Origin of the sequence: Mesobacillus maritimus (assembly GCF_044803185.1) — a bacterium.
In the GTDB taxonomy this organism is placed as follows: Bacteria; Bacillota; Bacilli; order Bacillales; family Cytobacillaceae; genus Mesobacillus_B; species Mesobacillus_B maritimus_B.
This window is the reverse complement of record NZ_CP085225.1, coordinates 998482-1014889: the sequence shown is the minus strand read 5'-3', so window position 1 is coordinate 1014889 and position 16408 is coordinate 998482. Positions and strand designations below refer to the sequence as shown.

The window sequence follows — 16408 nt, the reverse complement described above, 5'->3', positions numbered from 1 at the left end:
ACTAAGGTCGTTCACGAACTTACGGGTTCGTTACTCGAACTCCCTGAACGTAAATATTAACCGAGTCAACCGCCAGTCCAACCGTTTGGTTAAGCGTGTATTTTACTTTTGATTGAACTTGATGGGCAACTTCAGATATTTTCGTTCCATAACTTACAATAATATACATATCGATATGTACTTCTTCGTCTTCCTGACGAACGACGATTCCACGCGAAAAGTTCTCTCTGCGAAGCATTTCAGCAATTCCATCTTTAAGTTGGTGCTTAGAAGCCATTCCAACAATGCCGTAGCAATCAACAGCGGCACCACCTGCAATTGTAGCGATAACATCATTTGATATATCGATTTGTCCGAACTTTGTTTGTAACTCTATGGACATGGTCGTTCCCCCTTTGGAATATTGCTAATAGACTATAGCTATTTTACTATAACCGCGATCATTTTAAAAGTCATTCCATCCCACCCTTATTATAGAGCAAGATTTCAAAGGATATGTCAAGGTTTTTTTCTTGATATCCTTTTATCAATAGTATTGCAATCCAAATATTTGTATGATAAATTATTAAAGTATGTTTGACTGTCAGAAACACGGTACCACAAAAAAGTTTAGCTGTTCTGACGAAAAAATGCATTTTTGCATCGAAATAGTATTAGCTTACGTAAGTAAGGAGGGAAATAAACATGCCACGTAAATGTGTTGTAACTGGTAAAGGAACTCGTTCTGGTAATGCTCGTTCTCACGCAATGAACGCTAACAAGCGTACTTGGGGTGCTAACCTACAAAAAGTTCGCATTCTTGTTGACGGAAAGCCTAAGCGTGTTTGGGTATCTGCAAGAGCTTTAAGATCAGGTAAAGTAGAGCGCGTTTAATTATGAAAAACTTCATCGCTTGCCAAAAGCAAAGCGTTGAAGTTTTTATTAAAAAAGCATCCTTCAAGGGGTGCTTTTTTAATTTTAGCTGTATTGTTCCAGCGTTGTTTGGTGTGGAAATCAACAACCATGGTTAACACAGCCTTTCTTATGGCAATAAATAAAGCACCCGGTTTGTGGGTGCTCCATTTAAATCATTTCTTTTTCTCTATTTTTATCCCTTTTTAAAAGCACCTAACATCGCCTTGACTAGACCACCTAATACCTTTGGCAGTTTAATGGTATAGAATTTCATACTGTCCCTCCTCACTGTCCTTAAAACCAAGCTGAAGAATTTTCGCCTTTACATTATATTCAGGAAAGAGAAATAATTGCTTAACGCAGAAGACATTTCAATCACTACTTCTTACCACCATTAATATGCCTTCTGTAATAGAAAAAGTACCAGAACTACTCAGGAGTTCATTACTTATACATAGTGTGGAACCAAGCGAAATATGCCTATTGGTCAGTGAGTATTTAAACCCTTCAAGCGTCAAACCCTTAACATCGAGGGTGATTGGAATAAAAGAAATATATTTTTTTTCAGGTAGTCTCTCAATCTGATGACGCCCCGGACCTTTCACATATAGAATATTTTGGCAGTCAATGATTTCAATGTGGGTGGTTAAATGATTTTGCTCAGCTTTTAACAGCATTTGGACATTACCTAAGAAATGGTCCAACCTACCTCCAGTAGCCCCAAACATTCGAATTATAGTTGGCTCCTTTGTAAGTGCCCAATTAAGGGCAAGCTCCATATCTGTTTCATCCTTCTCCGGTTTATATCGGTGTAAATTTTCGACCTTTTTTTCAATTAATTCCCATTCCTCCTGTGAAACGGAATCGAAATCGCCAAAGGCATAGTCGGGGTTAATACCTAAAGAAATGAGCGTGAATACCCCTCTGTCGACTCCTAACCACACACATTCCTTTCCATCAAAAGGCTGAAGATCCGGAAGAGCATCAACTGGCCCTCCGCCTAATATATTTATAATCAAATAAAACACCTCATTCACGTCTTCAATATGTTTCTAGTTTGGTTTCTCTCGCAACACAAAAAAGGAACTGAACAAATAAGTCAGTCCCCATTTATGTTTACCCTTTTAATGCTGTAATTGCCTGGCCTCTATCTTTCTTATTATAAACGGCAGACCCCGCAACAAGAACACTTGCACCTGCTTCGATACATAGTTTTGCCGTCTCCTCGTTTACTCCACCATCTACTTCAATCTCAAGATTAAGGTTACGTGCCAGAGCCAAGTCCTTTACCTGCCTAATTTTAGGCAAAACAGAATGGATAAACTTTTGCCCACCAAAGCCTGGATTGACCGTCATTAATAGCACCATGTCAACATCATCAATAATCGGAAGAATAGACTCAACGGGTGTAGCCGGGTTGAGTACGACCCCTGCTTTTACTCCAAGTTCTTTAATATGGTGGATGGTTCTATGCAGATGCCTACAAGCCTCAACATGGACAGTAATATAATCAGCCCCTGCCTTAGCAAAGGCATCAATATATTGATTGGGGTTTTCAATCATTAAATGAACATCTAGCGGAAGCTCCGTTATTGGACGAACTGCCTGTACAACTAGTGGGCCAATGGTAATATTAGGAACAAAGTGGCCATCCATAACATCGATATGGATAAGGTCCGCTCCCCCATGTTCTACATCGGTTATCTCCTGTCCCAGTTTTGAAAAATCAGCTGATAATATCGAAGGCGCTATTTTAACCATACCTAATACCTCGGCTTTCTATCTTTAATTTCCTGCAAAAAATCTTTGTAGTGTTGGTAGCGATACTCCGGAAGTTCCCCCGCTCCGATAGCCGCTTTTACGGCACACTTTGGTTCACTAACATGCAGACATTCGCGAAATTTACAATCTTCACTTATCCTAGCAAAATCAGGAAAGCAGTAATTTAGTTCTGCCGGTTCAATCTCGGTAAACTCTAACGAACTAAATCCAGGAGTATCTGCAACCAATCCATTGTTTCCGATTTTAATCAATTCCACATGCCTGGTCGTATGCTTCCCCCGCCCCAGATGATGAGAGATTCCACTTGTTTTCAATTCCAACTCTGGTTTTAATGCATTTAAAAGTGAAGATTTTCCTACCCCAGACTGACCGGCAAAAACGGAAATCTTCCCCTCGATATAAGGAGAAAGCTCCTTAAGACCTACAGCTGTCTCAGAAGACGTAAAGATTACTTCATAACCTGCATTTCGATAGTCCTCAGCATACTGTTCAAGTTTGGTAAGTCCATCCTGTAGAAGGTCAACTTTTGTTATACAAATTAATGGACGAATTTGATTATATTCAACAAGTACCAAAAACCGATCGAGAAGAGCTGTACTAAACTCTGGTTCAACAGCCGAAAACACGAGTATGGCTTGGTCTACATTGGCAATAGGCGGACGGACTAGTTCATTTTTCCGTTCCTTCACTTCCATTATGTACCCATCTGTTTTATTTTCTGCTTGGTAAACGACTTCATCACCGACTAGAGGAGTTACTTTATTCTTCCGAAATACCCCCCTTCCTCTGCACTGCACGATTCCCTCTTCTCCTAAAACATAGTAGAAACCGCTTAAAGCTTTGATAATTTTGCCCTGCGGCATAGCATCACTCCCTAAGTCATTAATCTTAAAGGCTATATTCCCAACGATGCACTAACTTTTATTCACTTTCCGGATAAAGCACTTCATCTGTAAGGGTTACTTCCCCATTGACCATAACACGAAATACAGCTTTTTCACCCGGAGCAATCCTAAATGTTAATTCCCTTGTGGTGGTTTGAGTAATCTCAAACTCGTCTGCAGGTACGTTTATGCTACGATCCATATCTTCAATAAAGATTTGAACCAACTGCGGTTCTCCATTTGAGTTTTCTTCATCATAGACAATCCCAATTTCTTCAGTAACCTCTTTAGGTGGAAGTTCTTTCTTCCCCTTAGAGATAATTACCTTCACTATGGTTCCTTCCTTTAATTGGGCACCCGCCTTAGGTTCCTGTGAAAATACTTGACCCTTGTCGACACTTTCGTTGAACTCCTCGGTTATCTCAGGCACTAGATTATTGTTTTTTGCGTAGTCTTCAAAACTTCTGGCGGTATACCCGTTTAAATCAATCAATGTTATTAATTCTGGTCCCTGACTAACCGTAAACTCAATAACAGTCTCACTTGGAACAACCGCTTCACCGTCTTCCGGGTATTGGTCAATGATTGTTCCCGGCTCGCTTTCGTCGTATTTCTCAATCTTAATAATATCTTTAAAGTTTTGATTATCAAGTCTGCGAACAGCATCCTCAAACATCCTACCACGATAATCAGAAAGCTCATACTTTTCCTTCCCGAGACTGATATACAAATCAATTTCTGTGCCTTCTTTAACGACTTTCCCCGCCTGTGGATTTGTTCTGATGATTAAGCCTTCTTCAATATTTTCATCACTGATTTCTATTTTATCCCCAATGAGAAAATCTGAAGCCAAAAGTTCTGATACAGCCTCATCAATCTCCATTCCCTCAATATCCGGAATCATTACTTCTTTTGGACCAAACCATTCAGGTCCCTTCGTCACCAATAAAAAGCCAGCGATAACAAGGATAGCAAACAAAAAGGTTAAAAGGATCGGCCATTTCTTTTTACTCTTTTTCTTTGGCTTTTTCTTCTTGTTTTTCTGCTTTTTACTTACACTTTCATCTTCGTCCTGTTCTGACTCTTCTTCCTCTTCTTCCCCATGAACCTTTGTTTTATCAAAATTCCGATAAGGGCGGTCATTCGTTATGACTGGAATCGCCTTCGTTGCTTCATCATCTTCAGGAATGACAAATTTGCTCTCGTTTTGACGATCTTCATCAAGAGCAGATCTTAAGTCCTCTTCCATATCATAAACATCATTGTATCGGTGGAAGGGATCCTTTGCCGTTGCTTTTAAGACGATGTTCTCGACACTTTGCGGAATATTTGGGTTCCACCTTTTTATAGATGGTGTCTCGGATTGCAAATGCTTTAGGGCAATGGATACTGCCGACTCACCTGAAAATGGCAGCCTTCCTGTTAGTAGCTCAAACATGACGATTCCGAGAGAATAAATATCCGATTTTTTATTGGCCATTCCGCCCCGGGCCTGTTCAGGTGATAGATAATGGACCGAACCTAGCACAGAATTTGTCTGGGTAATACTTGTTGCACTAAGAGCCATTGCAATCCCAAAATCGGTAATTTTTACGTTACCAAAATCATCCATTAATATATTATGAGGTTTAATATCACGATGGATGATGTGGTTTTGATGGGCATGAGAAATCGCCGATGTTAGTTGCCTCATAATATCCAAGGTTTTTTCCACTGGAACAGGAGCCTTTTGCTGTATGTATTGTTTCAATGTCTGCCCTTCAACATACTCCATAACAATATAGTATAAATTGTCATCTTCTCCGACATCATAAATACTGACGATATTCGGATGAGCAAGGCTTGTTGCCGATTGGGCCTCCCGATGAAATCTCCGGATAAATTCATCGTCATTAGCAAAATCTAGCCTTAACATCTTGACAGCAACATCTCTATCAAGAATCATGTCATGAGCAAGATAAACATTTGCCATGCCCCCACCACCGATTGTGCTGAGGATTTTGTATCGGCCACCGCTAATTCTTTTACCAATCATCATGTGCTCACCTGCCTTCTATGACGACATCTGAGTGTTCTACAATTGCGAGAGTGATATTGTCCTCTCCGCCATTTTGATTGGCAAGTGTAACCAATTCTGACGCCTTTTCATCTAAGCTTCCACTCTGAGTGAGAATTCCTTTGATTTCATCTTCTGTTACTTTATTAGAAAGTCCGTCCGAACAAAGAAAAAGAAAATCCCCTCCCTCAAAAATAATGGTCTTCGTATCCATGGCCACCGTTTCTTCTGTGCCAAGCGCTCTTAATAACACATTTTTTCGCGGGTGATGTTCAGCATCTTCCCTTGAAATTTGCCCCGTACGAACTAATTCATTGACAAGCGAATGATCTTCAGTTAATTGCTGAAATCCGGACTCATTTAAGATATAACCCCGACTGTCCCCAATGTTTGCTAGGGTTGCAAAAAGATTTGTGCAAACAGCTGCGACCACAGTCGTCCCCATTCCTTCACATTCGCTGTTTTGCTTAGAGTGTTCAAATACTCTCTTATTGACTTCGACTATTTTGGTTCTTAGCCAATTTTCTGCTGCTTCTGCAGTATCGATTTTTTCTGTATTTTCCCATTCAGTCTTCAAGAAATTAATGGTCATTTCACTTGCGACATCCCCAGCGCGATGGCCGCCCATGCCATCTGCTACGACGGCAAGGCGCTGACCTTCTTTGTTCGCAAAAATCCCACCATTGTCTTCATTATGAAGCCGAACCTTTCCTTTATCTGTAATGAAAACCGCGTTCATCCTCTCACCTCGTCTCTTCCTGCCGTTCCTTCGCCCGTAATTGACCACACGCAGCCTCAATATCATGACCTTGTTCACGACGGATGGTAACATTAACTCCACGGTCCTTTAAGGCCTTTTCAAATTTAAAAATTTGTGCTTTTGGCGTTCTGACATAATCACGTTCTGGGACATAATTGACAGGAATTAAATTGATATGGCACTTAATCCCTTTTACTAAATTAGCGAGCTCTTCTGCATGTTCAACCTGATCATTTACATTGCCGAACAGGCCGTATTCAAAAGAGATCCTTCTTCCTGTCTTTTCAATATAGTAGCGCACAGCCTCCATGAGATCCGGGAGCTTATATGCCCGGTTAATTGGCATAAGACGACTACGCAACTCGGAATTCGGGGCGTGAAGCGAGATGGCGAAATTAATCTGCATATCCTCATCAGCAAATTGATAAATCTTTGGAATAATGCCGCTTGTAGACACCGTAATATGGCGGGCCCCAATGTTTAGTGCCTTTTCATGGTTAATAATTTTCAAGAAAGAAAGCATATGATCATAATTGTCAAATGGTTCCCCTATTCCCATGATGACAACAGAGCTTACTCGCTCATCGGTTTCATCTAAAACCTGCTGAACCTTCACAACTTGAGCGACAATTTCTCCAGCCTCTAGGTTTCTTTTTAACCCTCCAAGTGTGGATGCACAAAATGTACAGCCAATTCGGCAACCTACTTGGGTTGTAACACAGACTGAATTTCCATATTCATGCCTCATCAACACCGTTTCAATTGATTTTCCATCTTGAAGCTCAAACAGAAATTTAATTGTACCGTCTGTTGATGTTTTTTGAATTATGGTATTTAGGGTCGTCAAGACAAAGCTATTCTCTAGTTCATCTCGAAGTGATTTAGAAAGATTTGTCATATCCTCAAATGACCCTACTCTTTTTTTATACAGCCAATCATATATTTGTTCTGCTCGAAAGGCCTTGTCACCTTTAGACACGAGCCATTCCTTAAGCTCTTCAAGCCGTAGTGAATAAATGGAAGGCTTATCAGGTTCATATGCTGTTGTTTTTCTTTTCTTCGTTGCTGGTTGTTCCATTTTTAGTCCACCTTCCTTTTTAAACAAGCGATATAAAAGCCATCGGATCCGAAATCCTGTGGGAGAATTTGCAGTTCAAAGTCCTTAATCAAAGGACGAACGGCTTCAGGCATTCTTTCCGAAAACGAAGGATTTCCTATATATTCAGCCTGTTTTTGTAAAAATAATTTCACGGTTTCTTGATTTTCTTCACGATCAATGGTGCATGTGCTATAAACAAGGGTGCCACCTTTTTTGACCAACGGGGCAACTGCTTCAAGTAAAGACAACTGGATTTCTTGAAGTCTCGTTAAGTCTTCTTCCTTTTTTGTATATTTCATATCCGGTTTTCGTCGCATGACACCTAATCCCGAACAAGGCGCATCCAGTAGGATTCGGTCAAACGACTCCGCCTCAAAATGCTTCTGTACAGTCCGGCTATCCAAGCTTTTCGCTTCAATGTTTTCAAGACCGAGACGAGATGCATTATCCATGATTAATTTCACTTTATGATCATGTAAATCAAGCGAGATGACTTTCCCTGAGTTGGCTAGTTTTTCTGCTATATGTGTAGATTTTCCCCCCGGAGCTGCGCAGGCATCAAGAATGTTCTCCTCTTTTTCAGCACCAAGAGCATAGGCAGCAAGCATCGAACTTTCATCCTGAATCGTTAACATTCCATACTTGAAAGGTGTAGAAGATGCAAGATTGCCACGGAGGCATTTAATTGCTTCTGGAATGATTGGACTTGGCTCAACAGCAAAGCCTTCTTCTTCTAATAACGTGAGACATTCCTCCACTGAGATTCTCGTCACATTCACCCTCGCAGTTTGCAATGGTGCAGTCAAATTCAGTTCACACATTTCTCTTGTCTTTTCCAAGCCTAACTGACTGACCCATCTTTTGACAAGCCATTCAGGATGGCTTGTTTCAATTGCCAGTCTTTCACTAGGGTCTTCAATGGATTCCAATGAAGGAAGTCCTTCCCTTTGAACACTCCTTAACACCCCGTTCACAACACCGGCGATCCCTTTATGGCCACGACGCTTAGCAATTTCAACGGCTTCATAGATAGCTGCCCTTTCGGGGATCCGATCTAAATACACCATTTGATATAAGGTCAACCGCAATAACTGTAAAACCCAGCCTTCTAGTTTCCGACTGTTTTTAATAAAGGGCTTTAAAAAATAATCGAGGGTCAGTTTACGTTGTAGTGTTCCGTAAACAAGTTCCGTCAACAGCCCAATATCTTTCTTATCTATTTTATTTTTTTCAATCGAATCATTGAGCAAAAGATTGCTATAGGCTTGATTCTTTTCAATGCTTTCCAGAAGGTAAAGTGCAACCTCCCGAACATTTTTTTTACTGGCCATGACTCTCTCCTAACTTCATACCAGCTTCAATCTGAGAACCGGCCCCACGGAGAAATTGTCCTGCATCCATCCGTTTTTTTCCGGCAGGTTGAAGCTCTATAACTTTAATACCTATATCATTCCCACTAGCGACCACAAATCCGTCATCTTCTATCGAAAGGATTGTGCCCGGCTCTGCACCAACAGATACTTTTAGTTTTTCTGTTTTCCAGATTTTTAAAACAGATCCGTTAAGAGTACTGTACGCTACCGGCCAAGGATTCATCCCCCTTACGTGATTGTAAATCTCTTCACCATCTTTGCTCCAATCAATTTTCTCCTGCTCGCGTTTGATATTCCATGCAAAGGTCGCTTCATCATCGTTCTGCTTTATAGGAGTAAGTTCACCATTTAAAAGCTTGGGGACAGTTTCGGACAATAGCTGTGCTCCAGCTTTACTTAATTTGTCATGAAGGGTTCCAACATTATCGTTCTCTTCAATCTGAACCTCTACCCGTGTTAAAATATCACCGGCATCTAGTTTTTCGGCCATGTACATAATCGTAATCCCTGTTTTCTCATGACCATTGATAATCGCATAGTGAATCGGTGCTCCACCACGGAGTTCAGGTAGAAGGGAAGCATGAACGTTAATACAACCAAACTTTGGAGCCTCAAGTAGTTCCTTTGGTAAAATTTGCCCAAAAGCCGCTGTGACAACAAGGTCTGGCTTTAATGATAAAATCTTTTCCAACTCGTCTTTCTGTCGAATTTTTTCTGGCTGAAAGACAGGAATCCCCTGTTTTACTGCTTCCACTTTTACTGGTGGGGGAGTCAACACTTTCTTCCGTCCAACCGGGCGATCAGGTTGAGTTACGACAGCAATCACTTCATAACCATCCTGGATAAGCTGCTGCAAGACAGGGACTGAAAAATCAGGGGTACCCATAAATACGATTTTGGTCATTCTTTGTTCAACTCCTCTAATTCTTTTTCATCTAAGTATTTGCTGACTTTAGAAGTGAACAAAATGCCATGGAGGTGATCGATTTCATGTTGAATGGCTCTCGCTAAAAAATCTTCAGCTTCCATTTCATAGTATTTCCCTTTTCGATTTTGGGCACGTACTTTAATTTTAAAGGCTCTAGTCACTTCACCAAAAAGCCCCGGAAAACTCAGACAGCCTTCTGGGCCTGTTTGATTTCCAGTACTTTCTGTAATTTCCGGATTAATCAATTCGATTGTTCCGTGATGATCATCCACATCAACAATCGCAATTTGTTTATCTATATTAATTTGTGGGGCAGCTAGCCCTACTCCATCAAATTCAATCATTGTTTCATACATATCATCCAGGAGTTTCCCTAGCTTTTTATCAAATTGGGTTACTGGTTTACATTCCTGTTCCAAAATCTCTGCTGGATGGGTTACTATCTTACGAATTGCCAATTTTGTTCCTCCAATATTCAATTACTTGCCTTCATCTTTCATATTTCCACAAAACAAATGAATCCCATACTATTACATTAGGCTCTTTTCTCAAACTTGGTTGCTTTTCGAGCCAAAATAGGAGGGATGAAGCTTCGTTTCACTGCAAAATTGTTTTTAATTATGAGAAAAGAGCTTGCAAACTTACTATAACGTACAAAATAGCTTACCTTGCGTTAAAATCGGCTTTAGGTAGTAAAAATCGGCTTTAAGATTTTTACAATTTTAACAACAATCTTTACGAAGTCAGCCTTATTACATTAAAATATACGGATTTAAATCCATTGAAATTTGCAGACTTCCAGTTGCGGTTTCCTGCTGGTAATGATCAAGAATGGCTTTTAAAGCTGTTTTTAGCTCTGGTTCCTTTTTGTATTTTATCAAACATTGATAGCGATATCTATTTTTGATCCTAGGGATAGGCGAAGCAACAGGTCCAAGGACAACAGCCTCCTGGGATAGCCTAGCGGTCACAAAGCGGGTGATTTTTTCCGTTACGGAAACAGCCTTCATCAGCTCTTCATGGCTAACCGTTACAAGTGTAAGATAATAGAAGGGTGGGTACTTATGGATTTTCCTTGCCACCATCTCCTGATTGTAAAAACGATCATAATCCTGAGTACCTGCTAGTTCAATACTATAATGTTCTGGTGTGTACGTTTGAATCACCACTTCGCCAGGTAGCTCATGCCGACCGGCCCGCCCACTCACTTGAGTTAAAAGCTGAAACGTTTTTTCTGAAGAGCGCAAATCTGGCAAATGGAGCATGGTATCAGCGCTCAGAACCCCAACAAGAGTAATATTTGGAAAATCCAGCCCCTTGGCAATCATTTGCGTTCCTAATAAAATGTCTGCCTCCCCTTCTTGAAATGCGTTTAACAGCTTTTCGTGCGATCCCTTTCGTCCAGTTGTATCTACATCCATTCGGATGACACGAGCCTCAGGTAGTAGCTTTGTGAGCTCTTCCTCAACTTTTTGCGTACCTGTCCCGAAATAGCGAATATGCTCGCTGTTACATTCTGGACAAATCGTTGGTACCCGTTCTTCATGGCCACAATAATGACATTTCATAAGCTCTTGATAACGATGATAGGTAAGGGTGATATCGCAATTCGGACAGTTCACCACAAATCCGCAATCCCTACACATGACAAATGAGGAGTGCCCTCTTTTATTTAGAAATAGAACGGTTTGTTCGCCCTTTTCAAGCCGATCTTGAAGTTTTTCAAATAGCACACGTGAAAACATTGACCTGTTTCCTTCGCGCAATTCTTCCCTCATATCGACAATTTCAACAGAAGGCAACGGCTGTTCATTCATTCGGAATGGAAGGTTAAGCAAGGTATATACTTCTTTTTGAGCCCTCGCAAAGGACTCAAGTGAAGGTGTAGCACTCCCGAGGACTACTGGGCAACGATGAGTAGCGGCCCGTTTAATCGCAACATCTCTCGCATGGTATCGGGGATTTTCCTCCTGCTTATAACTTGTTTCATGCTCTTCATCAATGATGATAATTCCAAGATTCTCAAAAGGAGCAAAAATCGCCGAACGTGCGCCCACAACGACCTTGACCTCACGTCGCTGAATTTTTCTCCATTCATCATACTTTTCACCTGCAGAAAGCCCACTGTGCATGACTGCGACCAAGTCCCCGAACCGTTCTTTAAACCGCTTGACCATTTGCGGAGTTAGCGCGATTTCAGGTACAAGGACGATTGCTTCTTCTCCTTTTTCAAGGACCTTTTGAATGGACTGCAGATAAACTTCTGTCTTGCCACTCCCGGTAACGCCATAGAGTAAAAAAACTTCATGACGTTCATCTTCGATAGAAGAGAGGATTGGCATTATCGCCTTTTCTTGAGCAGCAGTAAGGGGTAAGGGCCCTTGACGCTTAAACTCTCTTTCCGCATATGGATCACGGTAAACCTCCATGTACTCCTCACTTAGGATTCCCTTTTTCACCAACGCTTTCACAGATGCTTGTGAAACACCTGTATCTCCCAATAAGGTCTTCAATTCAATAGGTCCTGTGTGGTCGAGGAAAAATTCTAATACCTGCTTCTGCCCTTTAGCTTGCAAGGATAGATTCTCCATTTCAGATGTAAGCTGCTGACGATTCAAAAGAGACTGGATATGTTTTAACTTTTTTTTTCGAACTCGATCCTTTACATGGTAAGCAACCTCAACAAAACCTCTCTCGGCTTCTTGTTTTAAAATTGAAACAAACCCTCTATCAACGACCTCTTGCCATGTTGCTTCCTTCCCGCCAAGAAACAATGACTTGGTTTCCTCTTGAAGCTCTTCCCATCTAGCAGGTGCAGCCAAAACCACTTTTTTTTCGTATTTTGCTTTTAAAGCAGCTGGAAGCATTACTTGAAAAGCGGAAATTTTATAACAAAGCGTATGCTCTGTTAACCAATCACCGAGAGTTAGCAACTCTTTATTTAATACCGGCGTTAAGTCAAGCGGTTCAACGATTGCTTTTAGCTTTTTAAAATCTGATTCTGTTTTCAGGTCCGTGACAAAGCCCTGAATATTACGGGGGCCAAACGGAACATTCACTCGAACCCCTGGAACGATTACATTTTCAAAATGTTCAGGTACAAGATAATCAAACGTTTTGTCTGTCTGTTTTGCCGGTACATCTACAATGACACTGGCAATTCTCATTTCAACTCTTCCTTCTTAAGTTGATTCGCTACCTCATTCAACAAATAGGTGGCCACCTCTGTTTTCGTCATTAATGGGAGGTTCACCTGACTCCCATCCTTTTTGAAAATGGTGACAATATTGGTATCTGTTCCGAATCCTGCACCTTCCTGTTTGACATTGTTGGCCACAATCATGTCGGCGTTTTTTTTGATTAATTTTTTACGAGCATATTCTTCTACCTGATCGGTTTCAGCTGCAAATCCAATTAATAGCTGATGCTTCTTCTTCTGCCCAAGTTCAAATAAAATATCCTTAGTTCGCTCTAGTTCAAGGCTTTGTCCACCTTCTTGCTTCTTCATCTTGCTATCATAGGTCTTTTTTGGACGATAATCTGCGACCGCCGCTGTTTTAATGACAACATCAGCATCATTAAACTTTTCAACAACGGCTTGATACATATCTTCGGCGCTTTCTACGTTAGTAGTCTCCACACCCGCCGGAGGCGTTAGCGTGACTGGTCCGCTTACCAAACAGACCTTTGCACCTAATCTCCTTGCTTCAGCCGCAATCGCATACCCCATCTTTCCTGTTGAGTGATTGGTTAAAAAACGGACAGGATCGATTTTTTCCCTAGTTGGACCTGCTGTGATCACAATCGTTTTTCCAGCTAATGGTGTTTGAACAGGTTTAAGTTTTTCCTGGAGCAATTCCACAATGGTTTCAGGTTCCTCTAGCCTGCCTTTCCCAACATATCCACAGGCAAGATACCCTTCCCCAGGTTCAATGAATTGATAGCCGAAACTAGAAAGTACCTTCATATTTTTAATAACTGCAGGGTGATCGTACATATGTACATTCATGGCAGGAGCAATCCAAACTGGACAGGTTGCTGCAAGGAGAATGGTAGTTATCATATTATCAGCGATTCCATTCGCGAGTTTTCCAATCGTATTCGCTGTTGCCGGGGCAACGAGAATGAAATCGGCCCAATCAGCTAAATCGATATGGGCGATGACCTTTGGATTCTTTTCATCAAATGTATCTGTATAAACCTCATTACGAGACATCGCTTGAAAGGTTAGAGGCGTGACAAATTTTGCAGCAGATTCACTTAAAATGATTTTTACTTCTGCACCGGCTTGGGTCAATTTGCTCGTAAGCGCGGCCGCCTTGTAGACAGCAATTCCCCCGGTCACACATAGCAAGACTTTTTTCCCGTTCAGCATTCATAGTACCCCCAATAGCTAACTTGACTTCTAGTTTCATTATGATTGAAGATGTTTATTTTTTCATCAATTAAAACTGGTTAATTTCTTAAATTTATTATCATTTACCTCGTAAAATAAAAATAACAACCTAGAGTAGGTTGTTATTTGGCTGCATATGTGTCTTCCTGACCAGCTGTTGTTTTAAAGTGAAGCTTTTCGGCATGAATTTCTTCAAGGGCTTTGCCGACAAACTTGTGAGAAACATATTTATCAAGCAAGCTGTTTTGTTGAATTTGCATGTTTCTCGCACGCTTTGCTGCAACGGATACCAATGAGTATTTTGAATCAATCTTTGTCAATAGTGAATCTATGGATGGATAAAGCAAATCAATCAACCTCCAACATTTTTTTATAACGATACTGAACTCGTTCTCTACGACAGTGCTCGGCAACGACGATGGATTTTACACGCTCACACGCTAATTCCACTTTATCATTTTCGACCACATAATCATATAGTTCCATCATTTCCAATTCTTCACGGGCTGCTTTCATTCGTCCTTTAATGAGGTCTTCGGTTTCTGTTCCTCTAGTGACGATCCGATTCTCTAATTCGGAAAGGCTCGGTGGTGCTAGGAATATAAACAACCCCTCTGGAAACTTTCTACGAACTTGGCCAGCACCCTGAACTTCAATTTCTAGGAAGACATCCTTGCCTTCATCGAGCGTCTTTCGCACATAATCAACAGGAGTGCCATAATAATTGCCTACGTATTCTGCATATTCAAGCAACTGATCGTTTTCAATCATTTCCTCAAATGCTTCTCTTGTTTTAAAGAAATAATCGACGCCATCCAATTCCCCTTCCCTAGGTTTCCTCGTTGTTGCTGAAACCGAGTACTCAAAAGCGGTATCTGGTTGGGAAAAGATTTCTTTTCGAACCGTTCCTTTTCCAACACCTGATGGACCAGAAAGAACGATCAATAATCCTTTTTCTTGCATTTATAAAATCCTACCCTTCATCCGTTATATCATCACGGTCATTTAAGCGCGCAGCCACTGTCTCAGGCTGAACTGCGGAAAGAATAACATGATCACTATCCATTACAATCACGGCACGTGTACGCCGTCCGTAGGTTGCATCAATTAACGAGCCTCTATCTCGGGCATCTTGGATAATTCGTTTAATTGGCGCGGATTCTGGACTTACAATCGAAATAATTCTATTAGCCGATACAATATTGCCAAAACCGATATTAATAAGCTTGATTCCCATGATGTTCCCCCACTCATCATTTTTGTATTTTGCCCTTGTACATAGCTTCCTAAACTCTATTCGATATTTTGAACCTGTTCTTTAACCTTTTCAAGCAAACTCTTCATTTCTACAACCTCCATGGCAATCTTTGAATCGTTTGCCTTAGAACCAATGGTATTAATTTCTCGATTCATTTCTTGAACTAAGAAATCAAGCTTTCTGCCAATTGGTTCATTAAGCTGAAGGATTTTATAGAACTGTTCGATATGGCTTTCTAGCCTCGTAAGCTCTTCATTTATATCAGCCTTATCAGCAAAGATTGCTACTTCCGTTAATATCCGAGTTTCCTCTAGTTGGCCACCTATGAATTCGTCCATTTTCTTCGTAAGCCTATCGCGATACTGCTCAACCACAATAGGAGCAAATTGCTTAACTTGCTGGGTTCGAGCTTCTAGACGTTCAATATTCCCTTTCACATCTAATTCAAGAGCTTTCCCTTCACGAATTCGCATTTGTACAAGTTCATCAATAGCTAGTGATAGTGCTTGTAAAACAAGGGATTCAATAAATTCATTTTCTGTTTCTTTCTCTTCAATTTGAATTAGCTCTAGTCTGTTAACCAATTCACTCAGTGTTACCTCACCCGAAAGACCGTATTTATCTTTAACCTCAGTTATGTAGCCGAAATATTGATCGAGAAGCTCCCAGTCAATCTTAACTCCTCGGTTGACAGCCGCTTGACCATCAAGCGTTACATAAACCTCAACTCTCCCTCTCTTTATATGGTTGGCGAGGCTTTTTTTTAAGTTGGCTTCAATCTTTAAAAGTTGGTTTGGCATGCGAATATGGAATTCACAAAAGCGATGGTTAACCGTTTTAATTTCTACCGTTACCCCAACCTGCTCTGCTTCCGCCTTGCCTCGACCAAAGCCGGTCATGCTTACGACCATCCAGAACACATCCATTCTCTTAGAGTCGTTTATTCCTATACTAGTAATTCCTCATTATGTATAACCT

General features: G+C 40.9%; 18 protein-coding genes. 1 reads left to right on the top strand and 17 read right to left on the bottom strand.

All coding sequences use genetic code 11. From position 1 onward, the window contains the following. Window positions 1–19: 19 nt before the first annotated feature. On the bottom strand, window positions 20–382 hold the full coding sequence (locus tag LG336_RS05005; RefSeq protein WP_221873843.1) for an Asp23/Gls24 family envelope stress response protein: 363 nt from the start codon (window positions 380–382) through the stop codon (window positions 20–22). Window positions 383–684: 302 nt separating this feature from the next. Here LG336_RS05005 and rpmB point away from each other — a divergent pair, with 302 nt between their 5' ends. Continuing rightward, window positions 685–873, top strand: coding sequence for a 50S ribosomal protein L28 (rpmB, locus tag LG336_RS05000; protein WP_121609299.1), 189 nt, complete (start codon window positions 685–687; stop codon window positions 871–873). A gap of 214 nt (window positions 874–1087) precedes the next feature. Here rpmB and spoVM read toward each other — a convergent pair whose 3' ends face one another. The 16 genes from spoVM to LG336_RS04920 form a co-directional block, all read right to left on the bottom strand. Further along, window positions 1088–1168 carry a stage V sporulation protein SpoVM gene (spoVM, locus tag LG336_RS04995; RefSeq protein ID WP_034302035.1) on the bottom strand — a complete coding sequence of 27 codons (81 nt, stop codon included), beginning with the start codon at window positions 1166–1168 and terminating at the stop codon, window positions 1088–1090. 97 nt (window positions 1169–1265) lie between these two features. Continuing rightward, on the bottom strand, window positions 1266–1913 hold the full coding sequence (locus tag LG336_RS04990) for a thiamine diphosphokinase (protein WP_404331469.1): 648 nt from the start codon (window positions 1911–1913) through the stop codon (window positions 1266–1268). Between the two features lie 97 nt (window positions 1914–2010). Beyond that, on the bottom strand, window positions 2011–2655 hold the full coding sequence (gene rpe / locus LG336_RS04985) for a ribulose-phosphate 3-epimerase (RefSeq protein WP_404331468.1): 645 nt from the start codon (window positions 2653–2655) through the stop codon (window positions 2011–2013). A gap of 2 nt (window positions 2656–2657) precedes the next feature. Beyond that, window positions 2658–3539: a ribosome small subunit-dependent GTPase A gene (rsgA, locus tag LG336_RS04980; protein WP_404331467.1), complete on the bottom strand. Its 882-nt coding sequence runs from the start codon at window positions 3537–3539 to the stop codon at window positions 2658–2660. Window positions 3540–3597: 58 nt separating this feature from the next. Then, window positions 3598–5598 carry a Stk1 family PASTA domain-containing Ser/Thr kinase gene (gene pknB / locus LG336_RS04975; RefSeq protein ID WP_404331466.1) on the bottom strand — a complete coding sequence of 667 codons (2001 nt, stop codon included), beginning with the start codon at window positions 5596–5598 and terminating at the stop codon, window positions 3598–3600. Between the two features lie 4 nt (window positions 5599–5602). Further along, window positions 5603–6355: a Stp1/IreP family PP2C-type Ser/Thr phosphatase gene (locus LG336_RS04970; RefSeq protein ID WP_404331465.1), complete on the bottom strand. Its 753-nt coding sequence runs from the start codon at window positions 6353–6355 to the stop codon at window positions 5603–5605. Between the two features lie 4 nt (window positions 6356–6359). Continuing rightward, a complete protein-coding gene (gene rlmN / locus LG336_RS04965) occupies window positions 6360–7454 on the bottom strand; it encodes a 23S rRNA (adenine(2503)-C(2))-methyltransferase RlmN (protein WP_404331464.1) in 1095 nt (364 codons plus the stop codon). A 2-nt stretch (window positions 7455–7456) separates the two neighbouring features. Next, window positions 7457–8806 (bottom strand): 16S rRNA (cytosine(967)-C(5))-methyltransferase RsmB, encoded by a 1350-nt coding sequence (gene rsmB, locus LG336_RS04960; RefSeq protein WP_404331463.1) that lies wholly within the window; start codon window positions 8804–8806, stop codon window positions 7457–7459. Beyond that, the gene (gene fmt, locus LG336_RS04955; protein WP_404331462.1) at window positions 8796–9752 is read right to left on the bottom strand and encodes a methionyl-tRNA formyltransferase; all 957 of its coding nucleotides are present in this window, start codon (window positions 9750–9752) and stop codon (window positions 8796–8798) included. Before fmt ends, rsmB begins: the two co-directional genes overlap by 11 nt. Then, complete coding sequence (def, locus tag LG336_RS04950; RefSeq protein ID WP_404331461.1) at window positions 9749–10234, bottom strand: peptide deformylase; 486 nt, start codon at window positions 10232–10234, stop codon at window positions 9749–9751. The genes fmt and def overlap by 4 nt, the downstream gene beginning before the upstream one ends. Window positions 10235–10528: 294 nt before the next feature. Continuing rightward, entirely contained in the window at window positions 10529–12943 is a 2415-nt protein-coding gene (priA, locus tag LG336_RS04945) for a primosomal protein N' (protein WP_404331460.1), read from the bottom strand. Then, window positions 12940–14151, bottom strand: coding sequence for a bifunctional phosphopantothenoylcysteine decarboxylase/phosphopantothenate--cysteine ligase CoaBC (gene coaBC / locus LG336_RS04940; protein ID WP_404331459.1), 1212 nt, complete (start codon window positions 14149–14151; stop codon window positions 12940–12942). The genes priA and coaBC overlap by 4 nt, the downstream gene beginning before the upstream one ends. Before the next feature lie 143 nt (window positions 14152–14294). Then, on the bottom strand, window positions 14295–14519 hold the full coding sequence (gene rpoZ / locus LG336_RS04935; RefSeq protein ID WP_404331458.1) for a DNA-directed RNA polymerase subunit omega: 225 nt from the start codon (window positions 14517–14519) through the stop codon (window positions 14295–14297). 1 nt (window position 14520) lies between these two features. Next, the gene (gene gmk / locus LG336_RS04930) at window positions 14521–15135 is read right to left on the bottom strand and encodes a guanylate kinase (RefSeq protein ID WP_221873855.1); all 615 of its coding nucleotides are present in this window, start codon (window positions 15133–15135) and stop codon (window positions 14521–14523) included. Between the two features lie 10 nt (window positions 15136–15145). After that, window positions 15146–15409, bottom strand: a complete 264-nt coding sequence (gene remA / locus LG336_RS04925; protein WP_221873856.1) for an extracellular matrix/biofilm regulator RemA — start codon at window positions 15407–15409, stop codon at window positions 15146–15148. Window positions 15410–15465: 56 nt separating this feature from the next. After that, window positions 15466–16341, bottom strand: coding sequence for a YicC/YloC family endoribonuclease (locus LG336_RS04920; protein ID WP_404331457.1), 876 nt, complete (start codon window positions 16339–16341; stop codon window positions 15466–15468). Between the last annotated feature and the right edge of the window lie 67 nt (window positions 16342–16408).

Bases quoted from the DNA above. Each gene is read 5' to 3' on its own strand.
- LG336_RS05005 (WP_221873843.1), bottom strand. From the start codon at position 382: ATGTCCATAGAGTTACAAACAAAGTTCGGACAAATCGATATATCAAAT.
- rpmB (WP_121609299.1), top strand. From the start codon at position 685: ATGCCACGTAAATGTGTTGTAACTGGTAAAGGAACTCGTTCTGGTAAT.
- spoVM (WP_034302035.1), bottom strand. From the start codon at position 1,168: ATGAAATTCTATACCATTAAACTGCCAAAGGTATTAGGTGGTCTAGTC.
- rpe (WP_404331468.1), bottom strand. From the start codon at position 2,655: ATGGTTAAAATAGCGCCTTCGATATTATCAGCTGATTTTTCAAAACTG.
- rsgA (WP_404331467.1), bottom strand. From the start codon at position 3,539: ATGCCGCAGGGCAAAATTATCAAAGCTTTAAGCGGTTTCTACTATGTT.
- pknB (WP_404331466.1), bottom strand. From the start codon at position 5,598: ATGATGATTGGTAAAAGAATTAGCGGTGGCCGATACAAAATCCTCAGC.
- LG336_RS04970 (WP_404331465.1), bottom strand. From the start codon at position 6,355: ATGAACGCGGTTTTCATTACAGATAAAGGAAAGGTTCGGCTTCATAAT.
- rlmN (WP_404331464.1), bottom strand. From the start codon at position 7,454: ATGGAACAACCAGCAACGAAGAAAAGAAAAACAACAGCATATGAACCT.
- rsmB (WP_404331463.1), bottom strand. From the start codon at position 8,806: ATGGCCAGTAAAAAAAATGTTCGGGAGGTTGCACTTTACCTTCTGGAA.
- fmt (WP_404331462.1), bottom strand. From the start codon at position 9,752: ATGACCAAAATCGTATTTATGGGTACCCCTGATTTTTCAGTCCCTGTC.
- priA (WP_404331460.1), bottom strand. From the start codon at position 12,943: ATGAGAATTGCCAGTGTCATTGTAGATGTACCGGCAAAACAGACAGAC.
- coaBC (WP_404331459.1), bottom strand. From the start codon at position 14,151: ATGCTGAACGGGAAAAAAGTCTTGCTATGTGTGACCGGGGGAATTGCT.
- gmk (WP_221873855.1), bottom strand. From the start codon at position 15,135: ATGCAAGAAAAAGGATTATTGATCGTTCTTTCTGGTCCATCAGGTGTT.
- remA (WP_221873856.1), bottom strand. From the start codon at position 15,409: ATGGGAATCAAGCTTATTAATATCGGTTTTGGCAATATTGTATCGGCT.
- LG336_RS04920 (WP_404331457.1), bottom strand. From the start codon at position 16,341: ATGGTCGTAAGCATGACCGGCTTTGGTCGAGGCAAGGCGGAAGCAGAG.